The sequence below is a fragment of the uncultured Desulfovibrio sp. genome (genome assembly GCF_944324505.1).
Taxonomy (GTDB): domain Bacteria; phylum Desulfobacterota; class Desulfovibrionia; order Desulfovibrionales; family Desulfovibrionaceae; genus Desulfovibrio.
Window position 1 is genome coordinate 149,237 of the sequence record NZ_CALUWO010000002.1, and the last position, 18,437, is coordinate 167,673.

18 protein-coding genes and 1 tRNA gene are annotated in these 18,437 nt (G+C 64.4%); 8 read left to right on the plus strand and 11 right to left on the minus strand.

The annotated features are described in order from the left end of the window. Positions 1-8: 8 nt before the first annotated feature. From Q0J57_RS03310 to Q0J57_RS03345, 8 genes are all read right to left on the minus strand, one after another. Positions 9-2,321, minus strand: a complete 2,313-nt coding sequence (locus Q0J57_RS03310; protein WP_297217082.1) for a hydratase — start codon at positions 2,319-2,321, stop codon at positions 9-11. Positions 2,322-2,831: 510 nt separating this feature from the next. Next, positions 2,832-3,071 (minus strand): hypothetical protein, encoded by a 240-nt coding sequence (locus Q0J57_RS03315; RefSeq protein ID WP_297217084.1) that lies wholly within the window; start codon positions 3,069-3,071, stop codon positions 2,832-2,834. Between the two features lie 48 nt (positions 3,072-3,119). Further along, a complete protein-coding gene (gene leuB / locus Q0J57_RS03320; RefSeq protein ID WP_297217086.1) occupies positions 3,120-4,193 on the minus strand; it encodes a 3-isopropylmalate dehydrogenase in 1,074 nt (357 codons plus the stop codon). Between the two features lie 76 nt (positions 4,194-4,269). Beyond that, positions 4,270-4,770 carry a 3-isopropylmalate dehydratase small subunit gene (locus Q0J57_RS03325; RefSeq protein ID WP_297217088.1) on the minus strand — a complete coding sequence of 167 codons (501 nt, stop codon included), beginning with the start codon at positions 4,768-4,770 and terminating at the stop codon, positions 4,270-4,272. A gap of 17 nt (positions 4,771-4,787) precedes the next feature. Further along, positions 4,788-6,050 carry a 3-isopropylmalate dehydratase large subunit gene (locus tag Q0J57_RS03330; RefSeq protein ID WP_297217090.1) on the minus strand — a complete coding sequence of 421 codons (1,263 nt, stop codon included), beginning with the start codon at positions 6,048-6,050 and terminating at the stop codon, positions 4,788-4,790. An 84-nt stretch (positions 6,051-6,134) separates the two neighbouring features. Beyond that, positions 6,135-7,682 carry a 2-isopropylmalate synthase gene (locus Q0J57_RS03335; RefSeq protein WP_297217092.1) on the minus strand — a complete coding sequence of 516 codons (1,548 nt, stop codon included), beginning with the start codon at positions 7,680-7,682 and terminating at the stop codon, positions 6,135-6,137. Between the two features lie 118 nt (positions 7,683-7,800). After that, positions 7,801-8,589 (minus strand): CDP-diacylglycerol--serine O-phosphatidyltransferase, encoded by a 789-nt coding sequence (gene pssA, locus Q0J57_RS03340; protein WP_297217093.1) that lies wholly within the window; start codon positions 8,587-8,589, stop codon positions 7,801-7,803. A 23-nt stretch (positions 8,590-8,612) separates the two neighbouring features. After that, positions 8,613-9,260: a phosphatidylserine decarboxylase family protein gene (locus Q0J57_RS03345; RefSeq protein WP_297217096.1), complete on the minus strand. Its 648-nt coding sequence runs from the start codon at positions 9,258-9,260 to the stop codon at positions 8,613-8,615. A 123-nt stretch (positions 9,261-9,383) separates the two neighbouring features. Here Q0J57_RS03345 and Q0J57_RS03350 point away from each other — a divergent pair, with 123 nt between their 5' ends. The 5 genes from Q0J57_RS03350 to infA all read left to right on the plus strand — a co-directional run bounded on the left by Q0J57_RS03350 (position 9,384) and on the right by infA (position 12,593). Continuing rightward, the gene (locus tag Q0J57_RS03350) at positions 9,384-9,737 is read left to right on the plus strand and encodes a chemotaxis protein (protein WP_297217097.1); all 354 of its coding nucleotides are present in this window, start codon (positions 9,384-9,386) and stop codon (positions 9,735-9,737) included. Positions 9,738-9,744: 7 nt separating this feature from the next. Then, entirely contained in the window at positions 9,745-10,941 is a 1,197-nt protein-coding gene (locus Q0J57_RS03355; protein ID WP_297217098.1) for a metal-dependent hydrolase, read from the plus strand. A gap of 59 nt (positions 10,942-11,000) precedes the next feature. Next, positions 11,001-11,522, plus strand: coding sequence for a cyclic pyranopterin monophosphate synthase MoaC (gene moaC, locus Q0J57_RS03360; protein ID WP_297217099.1), 522 nt, complete (start codon positions 11,001-11,003; stop codon positions 11,520-11,522). Then, positions 11,519-12,310 carry a prolipoprotein diacylglyceryl transferase gene (gene lgt, locus Q0J57_RS03365; protein WP_297217100.1) on the plus strand — a complete coding sequence of 264 codons (792 nt, stop codon included), beginning with the start codon at positions 11,519-11,521 and terminating at the stop codon, positions 12,308-12,310. The genes moaC and lgt overlap by 4 nt, the downstream gene beginning before the upstream one ends. A 64-nt stretch (positions 12,311-12,374) precedes the next feature. Then, complete coding sequence (infA, locus tag Q0J57_RS03370; protein ID WP_006008898.1) at positions 12,375-12,593, plus strand: translation initiation factor IF-1; 219 nt, start codon at positions 12,375-12,377, stop codon at positions 12,591-12,593. 564 nt (positions 12,594-13,157) lie between these two features. Here infA and Q0J57_RS03375 read toward each other — a convergent pair. Beyond that, a complete protein-coding gene (locus Q0J57_RS03375) occupies positions 13,158-13,634 on the minus strand; it encodes a phosphatidylglycerophosphatase A (RefSeq protein WP_297217101.1) in 477 nt (158 codons plus the stop codon). A 215-nt stretch (positions 13,635-13,849) separates the two neighbouring features. Between Q0J57_RS03375 and Q0J57_RS03380 the strand changes: the two genes are divergently transcribed. Beyond that, positions 13,850-13,935, plus strand: a tRNA-Leu gene (locus Q0J57_RS03380). 167 nt (positions 13,936-14,102) lie between these two features. Here Q0J57_RS03380 and Q0J57_RS03385 read toward each other — a convergent pair. Then, positions 14,103-14,753: a DUF4405 domain-containing protein gene (locus tag Q0J57_RS03385; protein ID WP_297217103.1), complete on the minus strand. Its 651-nt coding sequence runs from the start codon at positions 14,751-14,753 to the stop codon at positions 14,103-14,105. 303 nt (positions 14,754-15,056) lie between these two features. Between Q0J57_RS03385 and Q0J57_RS03390 the strand changes: the two genes are divergently transcribed. After that, entirely contained in the window at positions 15,057-15,854 is a 798-nt protein-coding gene (locus Q0J57_RS03390; protein WP_297217105.1) for a sulfite exporter TauE/SafE family protein, read from the plus strand. Between the two features lie 120 nt (positions 15,855-15,974). Here the strand turns inward: Q0J57_RS03390 and tyrS are convergent, their stop codons facing one another. Continuing rightward, entirely contained in the window at positions 15,975-17,174 is a 1,200-nt protein-coding gene (gene tyrS / locus Q0J57_RS03395; RefSeq protein ID WP_297217106.1) for a tyrosine--tRNA ligase, read from the minus strand. Positions 17,175-17,949: 775 nt separating this feature from the next. Between tyrS and Q0J57_RS03400 the strand changes: the two genes are divergently transcribed. Beyond that, the gene (locus tag Q0J57_RS03400) at positions 17,950-18,405 is read left to right on the plus strand and encodes a response regulator (RefSeq protein ID WP_297217107.1); all 456 of its coding nucleotides are present in this window, start codon (positions 17,950-17,952) and stop codon (positions 18,403-18,405) included. The last annotated feature ends 32 nt before the right edge of the window (positions 18,406-18,437 follow it).

Genomic DNA, 18,437 nt, shown 5'->3' on the forward strand with positions numbered 1-18,437 from the left:
CGGGCCGTCTAGGCGTGATTGTAGAAGTTGATCAGGCAGCCATCCAGAATGATCTGCCGTTCGTCAGCGGTGAGGCCGCCCAGGCGGAAGGTGCAGGCCCTGGCCGCGCCGCCGCCGGCCGGCAGAATCCAGCCTTGCAGCGTATCCGCTCCCCCGGCCACGGCATCGCGCACTCCGGGCAGCAGCACGCAGTCTCCCACGGCCAGACTGTCCGCCAGGGACGCATCGCCCAGCAGCGGCAGCATGCCCCAGTTCACCAGATTGGACCGGTAGCGCTTGGTGGCGTATTCCACGGCAATATTGGCCCAGCCGCCCAGCACCTTCTGGCAGGAGGCCGCCTGCTCGCGGGCAGAACCGTCGCCGGGCTTGCGGGCAAAAATGGTGGACCCCACGCCCACGCGGGCCGTATCCCCGTCACAGACAGCCGCATAGTCCGCAGGGCTGGCGTCCCTGAGGGCCGCGCACCAGCGGCGCAGGGTGGCCCGCAGCGATTCGGCATCCGTCTGGTGCAAGCGTTCCACGGCCTGAATTTCCTTGGCCCGCCCCACGTAGGCCGGGTCCTTGCGCGACAGGGTGAATTCCGCCAGCTTGAGCGGATTGGAGCGCAGGGACGAGGTTTCCCCGGAGGGGATCAGCTCGTCGGTGGTGGTCACGGGGTCCGTGATCACCGAGGCCACGCGCAGCAGCAGATGGTCCGGCAGGGCGCGCATGGCCGGCCAGTCCGCAATATTGGGGCCGCGCTTGAGTTCGGCCTGGGGCTGGGCCTTGCCAAAGCCGTTGTAGACGCGGCGCTGGTAGACCAGCGGGTCAAAGCGATAGGTCAGATCAATGTTCTTGAGGTGCGGGGCATCCCAGTCCAGGTCCGTGGCCGGGGTCAGACGGCCGCCATTGGCCGCCGTGGCTGCGATGGAACGGGCATCCATGAGGGCCACGCCGGACACCTGCCCGTTGCCGGGCTTGGAACCTTCGCGGTTGGGGAAATTGCGCGTGGAATGCCGGATGGACAGGGCGCCGTGAGCCGGCGTATCGCCCGCGCCGAAGCAGGGGCCGCAGAAGGAATTCTTGATGACCGCGCCCGCTTCCATCAGCCGGGCAATGGCCCCGTTGCGCACCAGGGCCAGGGCCTGCGGCTCGCTGGCCGGATAGACGGACAGGGAAAAGGCGTCACTGCCCGTGCTCCGTCCGTCCAGAATGGCCGCCGCCATGCAGCAGTTTTCAAAAGAACCGCCCGCACAGCCGGCAATGATGCCCTGATCCACCCATACGCCGCCGTCGTGGATCTTCTCACGCAGCTTCAGCCCCTCGCCCGCCGCGCCGAACTGGCGGCGAGCTTCCTCTTCCACGCTGGCAAACAGCTCGTCGGCATGGCGTACCACCTCGGCCACGGGATAGGCGTTGCTGGGGTGGAAAGGCAGGGCCATCATGGGCGGCACGGCGGCAAGGTCCACCCGGACCAGACGGTCATAACAGGCCGGACCTTCGGGATGCAGGGGCGCGTAATCGGCCTCGCGTCCGTGCAGGGCCAGATAGTCGCGCACCTTGTCGTCCGTCACCCAGATGGAGGACAGACAGGTGGTTTCCGTGGTCATGACATCAATGCCGCAGCGGTATTCCACGGACAGGCCGGCCACGCCCGGACCGGCAAATTCCATGACCCGGTTCTTCACAAAGCCGTTGGCAAAGACCGCGCCGATGATGGCCAGGGCCACGTCCTGCGGCCCCACGCCGGGCTGCGGCGCATTTTCCAGCCAGACCAGCACCACTTCCGGCGCCGCCACGTCATAGGTCTTGCCCAGCAGCTGCTTGACCAGTTCCGGGCCGCCCTCGCCGATGGCCATGGTCCCCAGGGCGCCGTAGCGGGTATGGCTGTCCGACCCCAGGATCATCTTGCCGCAGCCGGCCATCATTTCACGGGCATACTGATGAATGACCGCCAGATGCGGCGGCACAAAGATGCCGCCGTACTTGCGGGCCGCCGTGAGGCCGAAGAGGTGATCGTCCTCATTGATGGTGCCGCCCACGGCGCACAGGCTGTTGTGGCAGTTGGTCAGGGCATAGGGCACGGGAAAGCTCGTCAGCCCGCTGGCGCGGGCCGTCTGGATGATGCCCACATAGGTAATATCGTGCGAGGCCAGCGCATCAAAGCGCAGGCGCAGGGTCGGTTCCCCTTCCGGGGCGCTGTTGTGGGCCGAAAGAATGCGGTGGGCCAGCGTGGCCTTGCGGGCAGCGGCGCAGTCAATGCCGCGCGCGGCGGCCTCCTGTTCCGACAGCAGGCTGCCGTCGGCAACCACCACGGGAGATTCGTGCAAGCTGATCATCATATTCCTGCTCTCTTGGACGCCGCGGGCGCGGCGGTAAAAACTGGCGCGCTCCGACAGCGCGGCAGCAGTATGCCACACAGAAAAAGGGCTTGGCAATGCGCCCTGCCCCGGCCGGCAGCCGCGGCAGCGGCACAGATGCCTGTTCCCCCCCCCCTGCGGCACGAAAAAAAAGCGGCCCCCGCCGCCTGACGAAGGGCCGCCGGCAAGACGCCTGCGGGCAGCATGCCTGCCGCACCCTGACGGTGACTGCCGTACTTACGGCAGGCAGCCGTGCGGCACCGTTTTTCTAGGGCCTGTTAACACCATTCGCTCACTGTTTGGGGGAAGGGGCCCCCTCCGCCAGCGCGGGAGCGGGTTCCCCTTCCCCCCAAGCCCCCATCCCTTCCCCAGCGCGCTTTTACCGAAGGAAGAGTCGGGAACACGAGGTATCCCCGCCTAAAGACAAACGAAGTAGGTACAGTTTTATGATTATCAATTGAAATTATTTGGAAAGTTTGTGTTAACCGGCGCCTAGGGCAGGCGCAGGTCAAAAAGATTTCTGAGTGCCAGCAGAAAGGCCAGCAGCCCGATCAGAACGGCCAGCAGGGCCACATGGCACAGCCACATGACCGCATAGCCGCAGAAAACGCCGATGGTCACGGCAATGACCAGACGGATGAGCACATCCAGGGTGACGGCCGGCTGTCGCGACCGGCGCAGCACCAGAACCAGCGCCAGCCCCAGCAGAATAAGCAGAAAAACGGCGTGCATGCAGCTCCTGGGGCTGCGGCGGCATGACCGCCGCAGCCAAAGAAGGGATTACAGACGTTCGATGACCAGGCGGCCCATTTCCTTGCAGCCCACCAGGGTTTTGCCGGCTTCCATGATGTCGCCGGTGCGGTAGCCGTCTGCCAGGGTCTTGCGCACGGCCTTTTCCACGGCGGCCGCTTCCTCTTCCATCTTGAAGGCCATGCGCAGCATCATGGCGGCGGACAGGATGGTGGCCAGGGGATTGACCTTGTCCTGCCCGGCGATGTCGGGCGCAGAACCGTGGATGGGTTCAAAGAGGCCGGGACCGGACGCCCCCAGCGAGGCGGACGGCAGCATGCCCAGCGAACCGGTGATGACCGAGGCTTCGTCGGACAGGATGTCGCCAAAGATGTTGCCGGTGACGATGACGTCGAACTGCGAGGGATCGCGCACCAGCTGCATGGCGGCATTGTCCACATACATGTGGCTCAGCTCGATATCGGGGTATTCCTTGTGAGTTTCCTGCACCACGGCCTTCCACAGGCGGGAGGTTTCCAGCACGTTGCTCTTTTCCACGGAGCAGACCTTCTTGCGGCGCTGGCGGGCGGCCTCAAAGGCCACCTTGGCGATGCGGCGCACTTCTTCTTCGCTGTAGATCATGGTGTTGAAGCCCACGCGCTGGCCGTCACGGGTTTCGATGCCGCGCGGTTCGCCGAAGTAGATGTCGCCGGTCAGCTCGCGCACCACAATGAGGTCAAGGCCGCGGGCGGCCGCTTCGGGGCGCAGCAGGCAGGCGCCGGCCAGTTCGGGCAGGAGCATGGCCGGACGCAGGTTGGCAAACAGGCCCAGGGCCTTGCGGATGCCCAGCAGGCCCTTTTCGGGACGGATGGAGGGGTCCAGATCATCCCACTTGGGGCCGCCCACCGCCGCCAGAAAAACGGCATCGGACTTGCGGCAGGCTTCCACGGTGGCGTCGGGCAGGGGTACGCCCGTGGCGTCAATGGCCGCGCCGCCCAGCAGGGCGGTTTCAAAATGGAACTGATGGCCGAACTTGGCCGCCACGGCTTCCAGCACGGCCACGCCCTGCGTCATGATTTCCGGCCCGGAAAAGTCGCCGGGCAGAAGGCAGATATTTTTTTGCATGATGATACCTCGTGGGGAACGCATCCCCGCTGCTCATGAGACGGCCCGGAGCCGTTGCCGGCCCCGGCCCCTGTGCCTAGCCCTGCCGGGCCAGACGATCCTTGACGTAATTGACCAGGCCGCCCTTTTCCACAATGCGGGCCATGGAGGCCGGCAGCGGCGGGCAGGTGATTTCCGCGCCATTGGTCAGATCGCGGATGACGCCGGTGGCGGCATCTATTTCCAGCTCGTCCCCGTCGTGGATCTTGTCCACATCATCGCCCACCTCCATGAGCAGCAGGCCCATGTTGAAGGCATTGCGGTAGAAGATGCGCGCAAAGCTGTGGCCGATGACCACGGGCATGCCCGCACCCAGAATGGCAATGGGCGCATGCTCGCGGGAGGAGCCGCAGCCGAAGTTGCGGCCGGCCACCATGATGTCGCCCGGCTTGACGCGCTTGACCCAGTCGGGTTCCAGACCGGCCATGCAGTTCTCGCCCAGCTTCTTGGGATCGGTGGTCACCAGAAAGCGCGCGGGGATGATGGCGTCCGTATCGATATGTTCGCCCACCTTGTGGGCGTTTCCATGGAATTTCATGATGCGTTCCTCCGCAATTAAAGCTGGTCGGGGCCGGCCACACATCCCGTCACGGCACTGGCGGCCGCCACCACGGGGCTGGCAAGATACACTTCGGACTGGAGGCTGCCCATGCGGCCGCGGAAGTTGCGGTTGGTGGTGGCCACGGCCCGTTCGCCGTCGCCCAGAATGCCCATGTGGCCGCCCAGGCAGGGACCGCAGGTGCACGGACCCACCACGCAGCCGGCATCCATGAAGACTTCCAGCAGACCTTCCTTCAGGCTCTGCTTCCAGACCGCCGGCGTGGACGGCAGCACAATGCAGCGCACGCCCTTGGCCACCTTGCGGCCGCGCAGGATTTCCGCCGCGTCGCGCATGTCGCTGATACGGCCGTTGGTGCAGGAACCGATGACCACCTGCTGAATGGGCGTATCGCGCACCTCGGAGACATTCTTCACGTTGGACGGCAGGTGAGGACAGGCCACCACCGGTTCCTGACCGGTAACGTTGATGTCCACCACGCGCTCGTACACGGCGCCGGGATCGGCAGCCAGGTCAAGGGTCACGCCGGGGCGGCCGTGTTCGGCGCAGTAGCGGCGGGTCTGTTCGTCCACGGCAAAGAGGCCCACCTTGCCGCCGGCTTCAATGGCCATATTGGCCATGGTCAGGCGACCTTCCACCGGCAGGGCATCCACCACCGGGCCGCCGAATTCCAGGGCCTTGTACAGGGCACCGTCCACGCCGATGGCCTTGATGAGCAGCAGCATGAGGTCCTTGGCCCGCAGCCAGCGGGACATGTCGCCGCTGATGTTCACGCGGATGGTGGCCGGCACCTTGAACCAGGTTTCGCCCAGGGCCATGCCGGCGGCAATGTCCGTGGAACCCATGCCCGTGGCAAAGGCCCCCAGGCCGCCGTAGGTGCAGGTGTGGCTGTCTGCGCCGATGACCACGTCACCAGGCCCCACCAGGCCGCTTTCGGGCAGCAGGGTATGCTCCACGCCGCAGTTGCCGCCCTCGTAATAATGGGTGATCTGCTGCTCTTCGGCAAAGCGGCGGGTCACCATGACCTGATTGGCGGAGTCAATGTCCTTCTGCGGCGTAAAATGGTCCATGACCAGCGCAATCTTGTCGCGGTCAAAGACCTTGCTGGCTCCCATGGCCCGGAAGGACTTGATGGCCAGGGGGCTGGTAACGTCATTGGCAAGTACCAGCGAAAGACGGCACTGCACGATCTGTCCGTCGTGCTCGATGACGTCATCCGTGTGGGCTTGCAGGATTTTCTGTGCAAGCGTCTGAGGCATACTCTGTTCTCCTTTGATGAAGCCGCCGGAAGGCCGCTTCTGAAATCGCGTGACCGCACCGGGGTGCGGAAAGGTCGCCGGTCCCTAGCTGTGCTGGCAGTGCAGGCGTTCGCCTTCCTTTTCCAGCTTGGAAAGATTGTTCAGGGCATTGACATAGGCGCGGGCGCTGGCCACCAGCACGTCGGGATGCGCCCCGCGCCCCACGGCCTTGAAGCTGCCTTCGGCCAGACGCACGGTCACCTCGCCCAGGGCATCGGTCCCGCTGGTGACGGCATTGATGGCATACTGTTCCAGCTCCGGCTCGCGCTTCACCATGTCGTTGATGACATTGAAGATGGCATCCACCGGCCCCACGCCGAAGCCGGCACGGCTGGTTTCCACGCCGTCCACGTCCATGAGCACGGCGGCCGTGGGCGGCACGCCGCCGGCATCGGAACTCTGCACGCTCACGTGACGCAGGCGGTAACGGTCGGGAATGCGGTAGATCTCTTCCTGCACCAGGGCCATGAGGTCATCATCGTGCAGGGTCTTCTTGCGATCGGCCAGCTGCTTCACGGCCTCAAAGAGCACCTGCAGCTGCTCGTCATCCAGCTTGTAGCCCATGCTTTCAAACTTGTTGCGCACGGCATTGCGGCCCGAATGCTTGCCGATGACCAGGCTGGATTCCGTGCGGCCCACGGACTGCGGCGTCATGATCTCGTAGGTTTCGCGATTCTTGAGCATGCCGTCCTGGTGGATGCCGGATTCATGGGCAAAGGCATTGGCGCCCACAATGGCCTTGTTGTTGGCAATGGGCTGGCCGATGGTCATGGAAAGCAGCCGGCAGGAAGGATAGAGCTGCTCGGTGTGGATATTGTGGTCCAGATGGTAGAAATCGCGTCTGACGCGCAGGGCCATGACCACTTCTTCCAGGGCGGCATTGCCGGCCCGTTCGCCGATGCCGCCGATGGTCACCTCGGCCTGACGCGCGCCCACACGCAGGGCGGCCAGGGTATTGGCCACGGCCAGCCCGAGGTCATTGTGGCAGTGCACGCTGAAAATGGCCTTGTGGCTGTTGGGGGTATTTTCGATGACGTACTTGATGAGCGCCGCGAATTCGTCCGGCTGGGCATAGCCCACGGTATCGGGCAGATTGATGGTGGTGGCGCCGGCGTTGATGGCCGTTTCCACCACGCGGCAGAGGAAATCCCGCTCGGACCGGGAGGCATCCTCGGCGGAGAATTCCACATTGTCCGTATAGCCGGCACAGCGGCGCACCCCGGCGTCGATCATTTGCAGAACGACATCAGGCTCCTTGCGCAGCTTGTACTTCATGTGCAGGGGAGACGTGGACAGGAAGGTGTGGATGCGCGGACGGCGGGCCGGTTTCACCGCTTCCCAGCAGCGGTCGATATCGCTTTCCATGCAGCGGGCCAGGCCGGCCACCTGAATGTCGCCCGCCTGCTCGGCAATGCGCTTCACGGAGTCGAAGTCGCCGGGACTGGACGCCGGAAAACCCGCCTCCATGATGTCCACACCCAGAACCTCCAGCTGATGGGCCAGACGCAGTTTTTCCTGCAGATTCATGGTTGCGCCGGGCGATTGCTCGCCATCGCGCAGTGTGGTGTCGAAAAAGTAGATTTTGTTGTCCATGAGCATCTCCTCTGGTCTTGCTGCGTTCCTCCGGGGGACGGCTGCCTGCATAACGCCCGCACTGCGGGGCCTGACCGGATGAGATGCCTGCCACCTGCGTGGCGGACCGTTACGCAGCCTAGTCGTCCGACGACGAAAGAGCGCGTAGTAGCTGACGGTTGCGACGGGGAAGAATCACCAGCGTATACACGAGACCGCCGGCAATATAGAGAGCGCACAGCAGAAAGCCGAAGATGCGCGGCTGCGAATAGACCAGCGCAAGGGCAACCAGTGCGCACACAAGCGAACGAATGGGGTGGGCGCGCAGGAAATCATACTCCTTGAAGGAGAAATAACGGACCTTGCTGACCATGAGCAGGCCAATGGCAACGACCAGGATGAGGCAGAGCCAGCTCACCACAGGCGCCAGCACCGCCGGCAGCATGCCCGCAAACAGCACAAAGGTGGCCAGTGTGCAGCCCCCCGCCGGAATGGGCAGCCCGATGAAGAAACGCTTGCTCACCACGGCGGTGCTCACGTTGAAGCGGGCCAGACGCAGTGCCCCGCAGGCAGCATACAGAAAGGCCGCCGCCACGCCCACACGCCCGAAGCTCTCCAGCTGCCACTGCCACATGAGCATGGCCGGTGCCACGCCAAAGGCCACCAGATCGGCAAGGGAATCATACTGCACGCCGAATTCGCTGGCCGTTCCCGTGAGGCGGGCCACCTTGCCGTCCATGCCGTCCAGCAGCGCAGACAGAAAAATGGCGCAGACAGCCGCTTCCATGCGTCCCTGCACGGCCCAGACCATGCACAGGAATCCCATGAACATGCTCAGCGACGTGATGAGATTGGGCAGAACATACACACCCCGGCGGGGTTTGCGTCTGCCTGTCTGCGGGGCGGGATTGTCCACGTTCTTTTCCATGGGGGGCCGTTTTCCTCTGCGGCTTACTGATTTTCGCGGCGGGCCACAATGCTCTGTCCGGCAGCAACCCGCTCACCCACAACAATGGCGGGAGCATAGCCCTGCGGCAGATAAAGGTCAACACGGGAGCCAAAGCGAATCATGCCGAAACGCTCGCCCCGTTGCAGCAGATCCCCGCGGTCAGCCCGGAAGACGATGCGCCGGGCAATGAGGCCGGCAATCTGCACCACCGTCCAGTCCTGCCCGCCGGCATCGCGCAGGCGGCAGGCGCAGCGCTCGTTCTCGTCCGAGGCCTTGTCCGCAGCGGCATTGATGAAGGCGCCCGGCCAGTAGCGCACCTCCTCCACCGTACCGGCCACGGGTGCGCGGTTCACATGCACGTTGAACACGCTCATGAAAATGCTCACGCAGATGCGGGCCTCGCCGGTAAGCGGATCGGGGCGCTCCTCGATGCGCACCACGCGACCGTCGGCAGGACTCACGGCCAGGCCGTCCCCGTCCGGCACCACCCGTTCGGGATCACGGAAGAAATACAGGGAAAACCAGCAGAGCAGCAGCAGGATCACGGCCGGGAAGGCCGCACCAAGCAGGGCAAGGACCAGGGCGGCAAGGGCCGTCAGACCGATGACCGGCCAGCCTTCGGGAGTAATTCCACAAGATGCGGGGCGCATGGCGACTCCTTTTGAAAAATGGAGAAACAGCATACGCAAGGGAATGCCGTCTGACAAGCCCTGCCAGGCCCGGCAGGCCGGGCGGCACTTGCCACCCGCCGCGCATCAGGCTATCTTTCTGCCATGAATCCACGCCGCCCTTCTGCCACCGTCCTGTGCCAGGCCCTGCTCGGCTGCGCGCTCTGCATGCTGCTCGCGGCCTGCGGCCCCAAGGATATCGGCACCGGCACCGCCGACACGGACACGGAGCCGGTGGGCATCAGCACGGCCGATGCCCTGCGGCTGCCCATGACCGGCGCCACACCCATACAGCGCCGGCTCTACTATCAGAACCGGCCCGACATCATGGAGCAGGTGCAGGACTACCGGAGCCGGGAATTCCGCCGCCGCTTCAATGCCCTGCACGGCGGCCCCGTCAATCCCGAAGACCCCGCCTACCGGGAAGTGCCGCAGCAGCGCAGTCCCTTCAAACAATAAGGCCCCTATGGATCCCGTTACCCATGCCGCCAGCGGCGCTGCGCTCATGCTGGCCCTGCCCCGACGCCCTGCCACACGCTGGGCCATCCCCCTGGCCGCGGCCGTGGCCGCCATGCCGGACCTGGACATTGTGCTGGCCTCCGGCCCGCTGCAATTCCTGCAGCTGCACCGCGGCTTCACCCATGCGCTCCTGTATGTGCCCCTGCTGGCCCTGCTCTGTACCCTGGCGGCCCGCCCCCTCTGGAAGCGGACCACCCCCGGGCACTGGTCTGCCGCCGGCGTCTGGCTGCTGTGCTGCGGGCTGCTGCTCCTGCACATCTGGCTGGACTGCATCACCACCTACGGCACCATGATCTTTCTGCCCTTTTCGGCGGAGCGCGTCCGCCTCAACGCGGTCTTCATCATTGATCTGTTGCTGACCCTGCCCCTGCTGGGCGCGGCCTGGTACAGCTGGCGCGCCGGACGCCACCTGCCCCCGGACCCGCAGGGTGGCTGCCCATCGGCGCCGCGCGCGGCCCGTCTGGTGCTTGTCTGGTGCCTTGTGTATCCCTGCCTGGCCATGCTCTGCAACGGCTGGCAGACCCGCCACTTCCGCGAGGAACTGCTGCGGGAGGGACGGCAGCCGGGACAGGTGACCGTGCTGCCCGATGCCTTTGCCCCCCTTTTCTGGCGTGCCATCTATGAGGAACAGCAGCCCAACGGGCGCGTCATCCGGGCGGACGGCCTGGACATACTGGGGCGCATTCACCAGCGGGGCTTCCCCCGCCCGGCCCTGCCGGAAAGTCTGCGCGCCGCCCTCATGGCCCAGTCCCAGACCTGCGCCACCTTCCTGGATTTCAGCCTGCTGCCCTTTTGTGCCCCCCTGCCGCCCGACCTGCGCCCCGCAGCGCCGGACGCGGCCCCGGCCCTGAACGGCCAGCAGGATGCCGCCACCCATCCGCAGCAGTTGCGCGGCTATCTCCAGATTGTGGATGAACGCTTTGGCAGCAGCCTGGCGCTGGTGCGGCGGATCATGCGCCTGCGTGCCGGCGGAGGCGGCCCGCCCTTCCAGCTCTGGGTGGAGCTGGGCTATGGCCCGGATGGCCGCCCGCAGCTGCTGCGCCAGCGGCTGCGCCTTCCCGACAGCGGCCGCGACTCCGGCTGGACCCGGCCCCGCGTGCCCTCGCCGCCGGCCCTGCTGCCCTGGTGCCTGGGTCTGTACTGATTTCTCACCCCCTATCCGGCCCCTGCCCGCAGGGCGCCGCCAGCAAGGAAGATACCGCAATGGAAAGCGCTTTTTCCCATATGGATGCGCACGGCAATGTCTGCATGGTTGATGTGGGGCACAAGGCGGCCACCCGGCGGGTGGCCATTGCCGAGGCCGTGGTTCGTCTGTCTCCCCGGACCATGGAGCTGCTGCGGCAATCGGCCCTGCCCAAGGGCGATGTGCTCACCTGTGCCAAGATCGGCGGCATCATGGCCGCCAAGCGCACGGCGGAACTCATTCCCATGTGCCACCCGCTGGGTCTGAGCTATGTGGATGTGCGCTTTGTGGTGGATGCCGCCGCCTGCACGGTGCGCATCCTTACCGAAGCCCGCACCAGCGGCCCCACGGGCGTGGAGATGGAAGCCATCGTGGCCGCCCAGATGGCCGCGGCCACCATCTATGATATGTGCAAGGCCGTGCAGCGCGACATCGTCATCGAGCGGGTGCGCCTGCTGCGCAAGGACGGCGGCAAGAGCGGCCTGTTCGAGGTGCCGGATGCGGACCTGCCGGAGGACATGGACCGGGAGAGCCGTGCATGAACATGCCCGCCATTGATCCCGTGGCGCTCAGCATTGGTCCGCTGCAACTGCGCTGGTACGGCCTCATGTATCTCTTTGCCTTTGCGGGCGGCTGGCTGCTGGCCCGCTGGCGTGCCTCCCGCCCCGGATCGGGCTGGAATGCCCGCGATGTGGATGACCTGCTGACCTTTGTCATGCTGGGCGTCATTCTGGGGGCGCGGCTGGGCTATGTTCTCTTCTATGACCTGCCGGCCTATGTGCAGGACCCGCTGGAAGTGCTGCGGCTCTGGAACGGCGGCATGTCCTTTCACGGGGGCCTGCTGGGCGTGGTGGCCGCCTTCTGGTATTTCTCGCGCACGCGGCACCGGCCCTTTCTCAACGTGGCGGACTTCATTGCGCCGCTGGTGCCGCAGGGTCTGTTTTTCGGCCGCATGGGCAATTTCATCAATGGCGAACTCTGGGGCAAGCCCACGGACCTGCCATGGGGCATGGTCTTTCCCGGCGCCGGCCCGTGGCCGCGTCACCCCTCGCAGCTGTACGAGGGCCTGCTGGAAGGGCTTGTGCTCTTTGTGGTGCTCTGGATCTTTGCCTCCAGGCCACGCAAGGCCGGCGCCGTGTCCGGCCTGTTTGCCCTGCTGTACGGCCTGTTCCGCTTTGCCGTGGAATTTGTGCGCGTGCCCGACGTGCAGCTGGGCTATCTGGCCTTCGGCTGGCTGACCATGGGGCAGGTGCTCTGCCTGCCGCTGATCCTTGTGGGTCTCTGGCTGCTCTGCCGCAAGGCGCCTGCGCCGGCATCCGCACAGGGATAGTCATTTGACACCAGCGCCCTTTTCTGGAAAACTACGGCGCGATGTAAATTTTTTCGGAGGCATCATGGCTAAAGAAGGTTCAATTGAAGTTGATGGTGTGGTGCAGGAAGCCCTCCCCAATGCCATGTTCCGGGTGGAACTGGAAAACGGGCACGAGGTGCTGGCCCACATTTCCGGCAAGATGCGCAAGTTCTATATCCGTATCCTGCCCGGTGACCGCGTGAAGGTGGAGCTTTCTCCCTACGATCTGACGCGCGGCCGCATCACCTACCGCATGAAGTAGACCTTCGCGGCGCTCCGCCCTCTGGCGCACCCTGCCGGGACTCCGGCGGCGGTGCGCTTTTGTCGTCTGTGCCGCGGACGGTGCCGGAGCGTGCCGACAGCAGACCAGCCAGCGCCGCGGCAACCATCCCACGACACGGGGGAATCGGAAAACGGCACACGGGCGGGCACAGATGGCGCACCCTGCCCGCAAGCCCCCCTGCCTTCCGGCGGCGCTCCCGCACACGGCCTGTGCGCCGATGCCGTCTTCCCGCCTGTACAGAGGCCCTGCGGCATGGCCGCCGCGCATGCGCTGTCCATGCGGGTATGCGGTCACAGCACGTCCCCCTCGTCGCTCCCGGCCGTGTGCGCCAGTGCCCTGACGAAAAACCGCCATGCGCCGGACAGGAAACGGACGCACGAAGGCCCCCCTTTCTCCGGGAAAAACACGCCGCACGCCAGGCGCGGCCCTTGTCACAGGAAGGATGCCGAGACCCCGGCGGTGCGGTGGCCGCAGGCCGCAGAGGCCATTTTTCCGGCGCCATGACGGCGCGCGGCAGCCGTGCCGCAGCCGGAAGCGTTGTTTCTAGACCACACCGCACCAGCGCAGCAGGGCCAGGCAAAGCAGCGCCATGCCGCCGGCCACCACGTCATCAAGCATGATGCCCCAGCCGCCGGGCAGCCAGCGTTCCGCCGCATGCACGGGCCACGGCTTGAGAATGTCAAAAAGCCGGAAGAGCAGAAAGGCCGCCAGCAGCAAGACCCAGTCTGTCCGCGATTCACCCTGGGCAAAGGGCAGAAGAGCCAGCCAGACGCCCACCAGCTCGTCAATGACCACTTCGCCGGGATCGCTGCGCCCCAGAATCTGCTCGGCCTGCGTACCGGCCAGACTCCCCAGCACAAACAGCAGGGCCAGCAGCAGCACGCGCCCCCACAGGGGCAAGGGCAGAAAAAGCCAGGGCGCCAGCACACAGGCCAGCGCCGTGCCGCAGGTGCCGGGCGCACGGGGCGAGAGGCCGGCAAAACCCAGACGGCAAAAGGCCAGAATACACCACGGGGCCATACATTCTCCTTCTGCGGCTCCGGGCCGCACAATCAGCCATGTTGCCAGAAGCGCCGGCAAAGGTCGAGCCGCAATCGCCCGCATCCGCCTGCCCTGGCCCGGAATGGGCCGTCGGAAGGCTTGCCGCCAGGCCCCTTTTCGCGTAAACTGCTTGCCGTATTTCTTCGATTTTCCCCAGGGCTTTCGCCACATACGGCGCTTTCGCCCATGCCCAGGCCCGGATGGTGGAATTGGTAGACACAAGGGACTTAAAATCCCTCGGCACTATGCCATGCCGGTTCAAGCCCGGCTCCGGGTACCAGACAAACAAGGCAGCTGCAAGATTCTTCCTGCAGCTGCCTTTTCCTTTGCCTGACATACGGCCGTCTGGCCGGCTGCCGGCACCATTGTCGCTCATGGCGGATGCCCGCCGGGCAGGCCCCGACAGCGCTCCTCGCGTTGCCATTACCTGCCGCGAGAGGCCGGCGTCTACTCCGCCGCGTTTTTCTGCCCTCTGCCGCCACCGCGCGCAGGCATGACCGCGCCCGTGCGCTGCATGATGAAGGCAAACAGCTCCTGCGGGGTCATGCCATTGGCCGCGGCAATATCCCGAAAAATGCTCTCCGGCGCAGGATTGCCCGTGAAGCCGGCGTCGTTCATGGCGTGCAGCAGGCGCTCACAATCCAGGCCCAGAAAAGCACTGAACTGTTTCAGCGTGCTGGTTTCCGCATGGCCGAACGGCGGTTCCCCGTATTTTCTGGCCTGATAGGCCTTGACGGCATCATTAAGGTCCACCAGCTGCTTCATGGGCGGCAGGCCCAGCAGGGTTCCCTCGTAAACCACCACGCAGATGATCACCGCCGCGGTCAGGGCCACCCGGCTGCGCCGTCCCCCGGCCATGCTGCCCCGGGCATAGGCGACAATGGCCTTCCAGTTGAGCACCGTATGCCACAGCCCCGCGCATAAAAACAGCGCGCCGCCGGTAATGTGCAGATCGGCCCACTGGGCCTTGGTAAAGAGCACGTGCCAGTCTGCCCAGTAGGCTACACGCCCTTCGGGAACAATGTAGAGCATGACGGAGCTGATGATGAGCAGCAGAAAGGAAATGAACACCGTCAGGGAAACGATTTTGCGCAGCATATCTTCCTCCGGCAGCGCGAGTCTGGAACGGTTTTTTGTAGCCTGCTCCCGGCCATGATGCAAGCGTATGTGCCCGCTGCCCCGGCATGATATCGCGGCCGGACAGTCCTGCCGGCCGGGACATTGCCCCGACAGGGATCAGCGCGCAGAACTGTTCCGCTTCATCCCCTTGACGCCCCCGCCGCCCCTCGCTAGAACCAAGCCGCGCCCGCCGGCTCACGGCGGGCGTCCTGCGCCGCCTGTCCTTTTCCGCGCAGCCGACTCGACTCCCGCTCTGGCGCAGCGGGGAACAAGGGAGTTTCCATGCTCGTATCCATCATCATCTACTGTGTGCTGGGGGCCTGTGCCGGGGTGCTGGCCGGGCTGCTGGGCGTAGGCGGCGGCATCGTCATCGTGCCCATGCTGGTCTTTACCTTCGGCTGGCTGAACTTCCCGCCGGAACACATCATGCTGCTTGCGCTGGGCACATCGCTGGGCAGCATTGTCTTTACCTCCATCTCCAGCTCCCTGTCCCACAGCCGGCGCGGCGCCGTGGACTGGCGCGCCATGCTGCGCATCAGCCCCGGCATCCTGCTGGGCACCTTCTGCGGCTCGCATGTGGCCGCCCACATTCCCAAGCAGGCCCTGCAGATCATCTTTGTGGTCTTTCTGGTCTATGTGGTGTCGCAGATGTTTCTGGGCAAAAAGCCCAAGGCCAGCCGGGAGCTGCCCGGCACCCTGGGCATGAGCGCCGCCGGTCTGGTCATCGGCGGCATTTCCAGCCTGGTGGGCATTGGCGGCGGCACGCTTTCCGTGCCCTATCTCATGTGGCACAATGTGGAGATGCACCGGGCCGTGGGCACATCCGCCGCCATCGGCTTTCCCATTGCCCTGTCGGGCTTTTTCGGCTACATGCTGGCCGGCCTTTCCGCCCAGAACCTGCCCCCCTATGCGGCGGGCTATGTCTATCTGCCGGCCCTGGTCTGCCTGGTGACGTGCAGCATGCTCACGGCGCCCCTCGGCGTGCGCATTTCCCACAGCCTGCCCGTGCCCAAGCTCAAGCGTTGCTTTGCCATTCTGCTGCTCTGCGTGGGCGCCAAGATGCTGCTGGACATCTTTTAGCCGCTTGCCCTGCCACGTGCGGCCCGTGCCGCCCGGCACGGTCTGCATCTTTCTGCATGAAAAAGCCGCCCCCTTCCCTTGTGGAACGAGGCGGCTTTTTTCGTCGTGTGCAAAGACGGCTCAGGCCGTCACGGTCAGGCGCAGAAAACGCTTCTTCCCCAGCTTGATGACGTATTCGCCGGCCCCCAGGGGGCTGACGGCATCATCACAGCGCGTGCCGTCAATGGACAGGGCGCCTTCCTTGATGAGGCGCTTGGCCTCGCCACGGCTCTTGACCAGCCCGGCTGCCTCAAGAAAGGCCGGGGGCGTGCTGTCTTCACCCTGGGGGCAGCTGTAGGTGGGAGCATCATCCGGCACGCCGCCGCCGGCAAAGACCGCATTGAAGCCCATGCGGGCCTCTTCGGCGGCCTGGGGGCTGTGATAGCGGCTGACCATTTCGGCGGCCAGCATTTCCTTGGCAGCCTTGGGATGCACGCGGCCCTGGGCCACATCTTCCCGCAGGGCGCTGATTTCTTCCAGCGTCTTGGAAGACAGCAGCTCGTAGTAGCGCCACATGAGATCATCGGACACGGCCATGACCTTGCCGAACATTTCCGACGGCGGCTCGTCAATGCCGATATAGTTGCCGTAGCTCTTGGACATCTTGCGCACGCCGTCCAGCCCTTCCAGCAGGGGCACGGTCAGAATACACTGGCTTTCCATGCCGTACTGGGCCTGAAGGGTGCGCCCCACCAGCAGATTGAACTTCTGGTCCGTACCGCCCATTTCCACATCGGCCTTGAGGGCCACGGAGTCATAGCCCTGGCAGAGCGGATAGAGAAATTCGTGAATGGAGATGGCCCGCTGCTCACGATAGCGCTTTTCAAAGTCGTCTCGTTCCATCATGCGGGCCACGGTATAGCGGGAACACAGGCGGATGAAGTCCGCCGCATCCATCTTGCCCAGCCAGTGGGAATTGAATTCCACCAGCGTCTTTTCCGGATCAAGAATCTTGAAAAGCTGCTTCTTGTAGGTTTCGGCATTGGCCACCACCTGTTCCTCGGTGAGCGGGGGGCGCGTTTCGGAACGGCCCGTGGGGTCGCCGATACGGCCCGTGAAATCGCCGATGAGGAAAATAACCGTATGGCCCAACTCCTGGAAATGACGCATCTTGTGCATCACCACCGTATGCCCGAAATGCAGGTCCGGGGCCGTGGGGTCAAAGCCCACCTTCACGCGCAGGGGCGTACCGCGCTCCAGCTTCTTGCGCAGTTCCTTCTCGTCGATCAGTTCGGCCGCACCGCGCTTGATGATGGCCATCTGCCGGTCGATATCAATCATCGATGTCTCCTGTGAGGTTTGGCCCGCATTCCGCCTTTTCCCAGGCCGGAACAGGGCGGCAGAAAGTGTACGCCGGGCGCGGCAAGGCTGTCAAACCTTCCCGCCCGCACGGCACAGCCTTGCCGCAGGGAAGACTGCCGGAAAGAAGATATCCCCCCGTCTTGCTATTGAAGATTCAATGGCGTAGGAAAGGATACAGCCAATCGCATCGCCCTGTTTTTCTTGAATTACCGCGCCGCACCAGCCCCACGGGCCTTGCGGCCGGGCGCCTGGCAGGGGCATGCGCCCGGCTCTGCCGTGCCGCGCCATGGCACCTGTCTTTTGCCGCCCAAAAAGTGTACCTTTTTGTTGTGGTGCGTTTTTACACATTGAGCCGTTTTTTTCATTGCAAAGAATTTTAGATTTAATATATACATTATGCTATGTATTGCGTGACAAAAAGGTACACTTTTTGGCCATCTCTTCCTCCGGGATTGGCGTTTCCTCCACGGGGTCTGGCCATCGAAATATGGCAAGGATTATTCCGTGTCGGCTTGATTGCCTGACAGGATTCATATAGGTTTCCACACACGGACAAGGATGGATTCTGAAGGGTTTTCCGCCTTACACCAAGACGGGACGTGCCAAAAAACCTTGCGCGCGCCTGCCCCGCCACGCTGCAGGAGGATGCCTGCAATCGGGGCATGGCACAGGCGCCGCGCCCGCAAACGCCAGCTCTGGAAGCAGACTGCCAGACGGGAACGGCCCCACTTCCGCAAAAGAGTGACGAAACGTCATGAATAACGCACCCAAAACATCGCTGAATCAATGGAATGCCCTGAAGGCGGACGACAACCGCATGCTCATTGTCGACGATGATGCCATCAATCGGGAACTGCTTGACCTCATCTTTTCTTCCTTCTATACGACGGAGCATGCCGCCAATGGCCGGGAAGCACTGACGGCCCTGCTTGCGGCACCGCAGAAATACTGTGCCCTGCTTCTGGATGTGGTCATGCCGGAAATGAGCGGCATGGCTGTGCTGCATGCCATGGCATCCCGCGGACTGACCCAGAAGATTCCCGTCTTCCTCATCACCGGCGATGCCAGTGACACGGTCATCAATGCGGCCTACGAGCTGGGCGTCATGGACGTGATCAGCAAGCCCATCATGTCCCGTGTGGTGCAGCGCAGAATCAATTCCGTGGTGGAACTGTTCCGCGCACGCGAGGCCCTGAGCAGCAAGGTGTAACGGCAGCAGGCGGAGCTGTACCGGCAGGCCCA

Coding starts and splice junctions, on each gene's coding strand:
- Q0J57_RS03330 (WP_297217090.1), bottom strand. CDS start 6,050: ATGCCTCAGACGCTTGCACAGAAAATCCTGCAAGCCCACACGGATGAC.
- lgt (WP_297217100.1), top strand. CDS start 11,519: ATGAACATGCCCGCCATTGATCCCGTGGCGCTCAGCATTGGTCCGCTG.
- Q0J57_RS03385 (WP_297217103.1), bottom strand. CDS start 14,753: ATGCTGCGCAAAATCGTTTCCCTGACGGTGTTCATTTCCTTTCTGCTG.
- Q0J57_RS03400 (WP_297217107.1), top strand. CDS start 17,950: ATGAATAACGCACCCAAAACATCGCTGAATCAATGGAATGCCCTGAAG.
- Q0J57_RS03375 (WP_297217101.1), bottom strand. CDS start 13,634: ATGGCCCCGTGGTGTATTCTGGCCTTTTGCCGTCTGGGTTTTGCCGGC.
- infA (WP_006008898.1), top strand. CDS start 12,375: ATGGCTAAAGAAGGTTCAATTGAAGTTGATGGTGTGGTGCAGGAAGCC.
- Q0J57_RS03310 (WP_297217082.1), bottom strand. CDS start 2,321: ATGATGATCAGCTTGCACGAATCTCCCGTGGTGGTTGCCGACGGCAGC.
- Q0J57_RS03335 (WP_297217092.1), bottom strand. CDS start 7,682: ATGGACAACAAAATCTACTTTTTCGACACCACACTGCGCGATGGCGAG.
- Q0J57_RS03325 (WP_297217088.1), bottom strand. CDS start 4,770: ATGAAATTCCATGGAAACGCCCACAAGGTGGGCGAACATATCGATACG.
- moaC (WP_297217099.1), top strand. CDS start 11,001: ATGGAAAGCGCTTTTTCCCATATGGATGCGCACGGCAATGTCTGCATG.
- Q0J57_RS03390 (WP_297217105.1), top strand. CDS start 15,057: ATGCTCGTATCCATCATCATCTACTGTGTGCTGGGGGCCTGTGCCGGG.
- leuB (WP_297217086.1), bottom strand. CDS start 4,193: ATGCAAAAAAATATCTGCCTTCTGCCCGGCGACTTTTCCGGGCCGGAA.
- Q0J57_RS03315 (WP_297217084.1), bottom strand. CDS start 3,071: ATGCACGCCGTTTTTCTGCTTATTCTGCTGGGGCTGGCGCTGGTTCTG.
- Q0J57_RS03350 (WP_297217097.1), top strand. CDS start 9,384: ATGAATCCACGCCGCCCTTCTGCCACCGTCCTGTGCCAGGCCCTGCTC.
- Q0J57_RS03355 (WP_297217098.1), top strand. CDS start 9,745: ATGGATCCCGTTACCCATGCCGCCAGCGGCGCTGCGCTCATGCTGGCC.
- pssA (WP_297217093.1), bottom strand. CDS start 8,589: ATGGAAAAGAACGTGGACAATCCCGCCCCGCAGACAGGCAGACGCAAA.
- tyrS (WP_297217106.1), bottom strand. CDS start 17,174: ATGATTGATATCGACCGGCAGATGGCCATCATCAAGCGCGGTGCGGCC.
- Q0J57_RS03345 (WP_297217096.1), bottom strand. CDS start 9,260: ATGCGCCCCGCATCTTGTGGAATTACTCCCGAAGGCTGGCCGGTCATC.